Genomic DNA, 4,778 nt, shown 5'->3' with positions numbered 1-4,778 from the left:
TGCGGGCCAGGCCCTCGTCGGGGCCGGTCTCCGGCTCCCACTGGAGCTTGCCGCGGGCCAGCGTGATGTCCGGGCAGCGCACGGCCGGGTCGTCGGTGGGCCGCTCGATGAAGCGGACCGTGGACGAGGAGCCGGCCAGCCCGATGATCCGGTGGGCGAGGTCGAGCATCGTGATCTCGACGGGGTTGCCGATGTTGACGGGGCCGAGCAGGTCGGAGGCCGCCATCGCGAGGACGCCGCGCACGGTGTCGTCGACGTAGGCCAGCGACCGGGTCTGCCGGCCGTCGCCGGTGACGGTCAGCGGCTCGCCCGCGAGCGCCTGCCGGATGAAGGTGGGCACGGCCCGGCCGTCGTAACCGCGCATCCGCGGCCCGTAGGTGTTGAACAGCCGGACGATCCCGGTGTCCGTGCCGTGGGCCGACGCCTCGGCGGTCGTCAGGGCCTCCGCGAAGCGCTTGGCCTCGTCGTAGACGCTGCGCGGGCCGACCGGGTTGACGTTGCCCCAGTACCGCTCGTTCTGCGGGTGCTGGAGCGGATCGCCGTACGCCTCCGAGGTGGAGGCCAGGATGAAGCGCGCCTCGTGCCGACGGGCCAGCGCCAGGGCGTTGCGGGTGCCGGTGCTGCCCGTGTCGAGGGTGTGCAGCGGCAGCCGCAGATAGTCGGCGGGCGACGCGGGCGACGCGAAGTGCAGGACCAGGTCGACCGGTTCGCCGCCGGTGTCGAACGGCTCGGTGACATCGGCGCGGACCAGGGTGAAGCCGGGGTGGTCGGCGAACTGGGCGACGTTCTCCGCCGCGCCGGTGCAGAAGTCGTCGACACAGGTCACCGCGGTGCCCTGGGCCAGCAGCGCGGCGCACAGGTGGGAGCCGACGAAGCCGGCTCCCCCCGTGACGACGGCATGGTTCCAGCGCCGGCCGGCGACTCCGGTGGCGGCTGTTCCGGCGACGTCCATGGGGTCTCCTTTCGGCTCCGGGATGGTCACTTGTCGCGGAAGACGGCCTTCTCGACCTGGTCGGGGCCGGTGAACTCCTTCTGGCCCAGATGCGAGATCTTGTCGACGAGCCCGCTGTCCGCGCCGTTCTTCTCGGCGAGCGACGCCAGGGACTCGCGGTCCGCCGGGTAGTCGGCGCCCTTGAGGGCCTTCTGGAGTTCGATGGGGTTGGGCTTCGCCATGGTGTGCTCCTGGGGTGCGAGGCCGGCGAACCGGCGTTTGTCCTGGGACCTCCGGCGTGGAGGCCCCGTTGCCGTCCGGTGCCGGGCGACCGGGACCGGGACGGCCCCGCGCGGAGTACCCGCCCCAAACGGGATGAATCAGCGCGTACCTCTGTCGGCGTACGCGCGGGCTCCCGTGGACTGCGGGTCCCCGCCGCCCGCGGTCCGGCTCTCCGGCAGGTGGTAGACGGCGAAGGCGCGGCGGATGACGGGCTGGGCGACGTTGCGCACCAGCACCCCGCCGCTGGTCATGCCGTGCTCCGTTCCGGCGTGGGCGTGGCCGTGCACGGCCAGCGAGGCCCCCGCGGCGTCGACGGCCTCTGCCAGCTGGTACGCGCCGAGGAACGGGTAGATCTCCAGCGGCTCCCCGGCGAGGGTGTCGGCCACGGGCGAGAAGTGCGTGAGCGCGATCCGCACCTCGCAGCCCTGCCCGGCGAGATCGTCCAGGGCCGCGCGGAGGCTGTCCGCGCTGAGCCGGGTGGTGCGTACGAACGCCTTCATCTCCGCTTCGCCGAACTCCCCGGCGCTGCGCCCCGGGAAGCCGCCGCAGAAGCCCTTGGCGCCCGCGATGCCGACGGGCACGCCGCCGACGCGGACGACCGTGCTCCCGCCCTCCAGGACTTCCGCCCCGCCGGACCGCAGCACGGCCGTCACCTCGTCCGGCCGGCCGTCCTGGTGGTCGTGGTTGCCGAGGACAGCGATGACGGGCACGCCGAGCCCGGCGATCTCGTCGGCGACGGCCTGTGCCTCCTCCCGGGTGCCGTGCCGGGTGAGGTCACCGGCGAGCAGCAGGAAGTCGGCGCAGTCGGGGAGGGTTTCGAAGGCCGGGCGGAGCAGCCCGCGGCTGTCCGGGCCCATGTGGATGTCACCGACGGCCGCGACACGGATCATGACAGGTCCTCCGGGCGGTCGGGGGCGCTGCTCTCGCTGAGCACGATGTCGCTGTGCACCGGCACGCCCGGCAACTCCTCCGCGACGATCCGCAGGATCTCGTCCCGGGAGGCGGCCGACGGCGCGGTGCCGGTGACGAGGAGGGTGCTGCCCCGCATCTCCAGCCGGGTTCCCATGTCGCCGCTGCCCTCCCGGGCGAGCCGCTCGTGGAGATGGGCGATCCGGTATTCGCTCGCGCCGTTCCCGCCGGGCGTCCGGTGGGTGTCGTGGTGCGTCATGGTCCGTTCCCTTCCGGTGCCGGCCCCTCCCCCGGCCGCTCCCCGGACCCCCGCCGCGGCCCGGGCCGTTCCGGGGCGATCACGTCGAGGCGTTCGAGCAGGTAGAGGAAGGCGTCGGGCATGGGCGCCGCGCCGCACTCGCGCCGGACCCGCGCCCAGTCGATCTTCTCCCGCAGGGTGCGGGCGATCGGCAGCACCGAGCTGAAGTCGCAGTGGTGTTCGGAGAACGCGTTGAGCAGGCCGATGATGAGGTCCGTCGGCGAGAGCACCGGCATGTGCACCGAGTCGACCGGCAGGACCTCGGCCCGGTCCAGCAGTTCACGGGTGACGGGCTGCCGGGTCAGTTCGTAGATGATGTCGATGTCCTGACCCCGCGAACGGGCCTTCAGCAGCCAGTCCTCCGGCGGCGTGTAGACCTGGAGCCCGGCCTCCCGGAGCGTGTCCGCGACCGCTTCCGCGTCCTCGGGGAGCACGCAGAAGTCGGTGTCGTGCTGGAGCCTGGCCTGGTTGCCGTGGGCGTACGCGGCGACGCCCCCCGCCAGCGCGAAGGGGAAGCCGTGCGCCTTCAGCAGCGCCGCGACCTGCTTGGTGACCTCCAGGATGGCCTGCATGCGGTCCGGGGGCAGCGCCTCGTGCCCGTGCTGCTCCCCCGGCTCTCCCGGGCCCGCGGCCAGCCGCAGCGCGGACGGTCCGCCGCGCTGCCTCCCGCCGCCGGGCTTCCTCGGGTCTCCGGGCACCGTGGCTCCGTCTCCGCTCACCGGCTCGCTCATGCTCACGGCCACGACGATTCGCACCGGGGAACCACGACGAGTTCCGGCACCACGCTGCCCTCCGGCACGGACAGGGCGTAGAGCACGGTGTCGGCGACGATGTCCGGGCTCTGCAGCGTGGACGTGTCCGCGTCCGGGAAGCGGTCGAGGACGAAGGGGGTCTCCATGCCGCCGGCGATGATCCCGGTGACGCCGACACCCAGGCAGTCCCGCTGCGCCTCCTTGAAGAGCGTGTGCGTGAAGGCACGCAGCCCGGACTTGCCCGCCGCGTAGGGGCCGGCCTCCGTCCAGGTCCGGTTGGACGCCGTGGAGAGGATGTTCACGATGTGGCCGCGGCCCCGGCCGACCATCCGGCGGTACGCCTCCAGGCACAGGTACATCGGGCCCAGCAGGTTGGTGTGGACGACCCGGGTGACCTCCTCGGCCGTCAGGTGCTCGATGGGCTTGGAGACGTCGACGGCGGCGTTGTTGACCAGGATGTCCAGCGGCTGCGACGTCTCGTCGATGCCCCGGAACACGGTGGCGGCGGCCTCCGGGTCCCGGACGTCGAGTTCCGTGTAGCGCGCCTGGCACCCCTCCTCCTTCAGCTCCCGGCACAGTTCCTCGGCGAGGTCCCTGCGCACGTCCGTGACGTGTACGGAGGCCCCGGCGCGGGCCAGTCCCCGGGTGATCGCCGCGCCCAGCCCGCGCGCGGCGCCCGTCACCAGGGCGTGCCGTCCGGTCAGATCGACGTGTGATGTGCTGCCCATCGCGAGTCCTTAACGGTGTCGTCGGCCACGGGCCCGCCGGGCCGAGCCGGTGGCCCGGCGGTCCGCGTGCTGTGCGGTGGTGTTCGCAGGTAACCCGCAGCGGGCCGCTCAAACCGGTTCGGGCGGCACGGACCGGCCGGATTCCGGTGGCGGCGGGCCCGGGCGGGAGCCGCGCCCGGGCGGCTGTGGCGGGCGGCGGGGCGGTGCGGTCGTGCCCGTGCGGCTGGGGCGCCCGGCGGGGCTGTGCGGTCGTGCCCGTGCGGCGGGCTTCCGTAGATTGGGTCCATGGCACCGGACCTGGAGCGCGCGTACCGGGCGGCACGGGCCGCCCGGCCCACGTATCCGGAGGTGGGCGCGACCCGTGAGCGGCCGCTGCCCGGCGGATACCACCTGCTGCGCCGCCGCAGACGGCTCGGCGGCGGCCCGCGGGTCTTCGACCGGGCGGCCGCGGCCGTGCTCGCCTGGCGCGGGCAGCGCGGCGCGGGCCTGCACGTGTATCCGGGCGGGGACGCGGCGGAGGGCGGCACGGTGCTGCTCGTGCCGCGGCCGGGCGGGCTGAGGCTGCCCGGGCCGGTGATTCCGTGCCGGGTGGTGTGGACGGCCGACGAGCCGGACCGTGCGGGCTTCGCGTACGGCTCGCTGCCGGGGCACCCCGAGTGCGGTGAGGAGTCGTTCACCGTGCTGCGCGACGGGACCGGCACGGTGTGGTTCGAGGTGACGGCCTTCTCCCGGCCCGCCGCCTGGTACACCCGGCTCGGCGGGCCGGTGGCGCGCGGCGTGCAGTGGCTGGCGGCGGGTCGCTATCTGGCGGCCGTCGCCGCGGCCGTACGGGAACCGTGACCCGCGCGACGGCGGGTACGGGAGAAACGCGGGCGGTG

The 4,778-nt window shown here is 74.2% G+C and carries 7 protein-coding genes; 1 reads left to right on the top strand and 6 read right to left on the bottom strand.

Annotated features, from left to right (window positions below):
• The 6 genes from GCU69_RS13250 to GCU69_RS13225 form a co-directional block, all read right to left on the bottom strand.
• The coding region (locus tag GCU69_RS13250; protein WP_156206160.1) for an NAD-dependent epimerase/dehydratase family protein at window positions 1-952 on the bottom strand (952 nt) is incomplete at its 3' end.
• 26 nt (window positions 953-978) lie between these two features.
• On the bottom strand, window positions 979-1,173 hold the full coding sequence (locus tag GCU69_RS13245; RefSeq protein ID WP_098754256.1) for a DUF2795 domain-containing protein: 195 nt from the start codon (window positions 1,171-1,173) through the stop codon (window positions 979-981).
• 138 nt (window positions 1,174-1,311) lie between these two features.
• Window positions 1,312-2,103, bottom strand: coding sequence for a metallophosphoesterase family protein (locus GCU69_RS13240; RefSeq protein WP_098754255.1), 792 nt, complete (start codon window positions 2,101-2,103; stop codon window positions 1,312-1,314).
• On the bottom strand, window positions 2,100-2,381 hold the full coding sequence (locus tag GCU69_RS13235) for a hypothetical protein (RefSeq protein ID WP_098754254.1): 282 nt from the start codon (window positions 2,379-2,381) through the stop codon (window positions 2,100-2,102). Before GCU69_RS13235 ends, GCU69_RS13240 begins: the two co-directional genes overlap by 4 nt.
• The gene (locus GCU69_RS13230) at window positions 2,378-3,151 is read right to left on the bottom strand and encodes a nucleotidyltransferase family protein (protein WP_098754259.1); all 774 of its coding nucleotides are present in this window, start codon (window positions 3,149-3,151) and stop codon (window positions 2,378-2,380) included. Before GCU69_RS13230 ends, GCU69_RS13235 begins: the two co-directional genes overlap by 4 nt.
• Window positions 3,152-3,153: 2 nt before the next feature.
• Window positions 3,154-3,900: an SDR family oxidoreductase gene (locus tag GCU69_RS13225; RefSeq protein WP_098754253.1), complete on the bottom strand. Its 747-nt coding sequence runs from the start codon at window positions 3,898-3,900 to the stop codon at window positions 3,154-3,156.
• A gap of 285 nt (window positions 3,901-4,185) precedes the next feature.
• On the opposite strand from GCU69_RS13225, the gene GCU69_RS13220 reads away from it, so the two are divergent.
• The gene (locus GCU69_RS13220) at window positions 4,186-4,740 is read left to right on the top strand and encodes a DUF1990 family protein (RefSeq protein ID WP_098754252.1); all 555 of its coding nucleotides are present in this window, start codon (window positions 4,186-4,188) and stop codon (window positions 4,738-4,740) included.
• The last annotated feature ends 38 nt before the right edge of the window (window positions 4,741-4,778 follow it).

It is taken from the genome of Streptomyces lycii (genome assembly GCF_009735685.1).
In the GTDB taxonomy this organism is placed as follows: Bacteria; Actinomycetota; Actinomycetes; order Streptomycetales; family Streptomycetaceae; genus Streptomyces; species Streptomyces lycii.
Note: the sequence above shows the minus strand (reverse complement) of the source record. Positions and strands in the feature narration are given on the sequence as shown.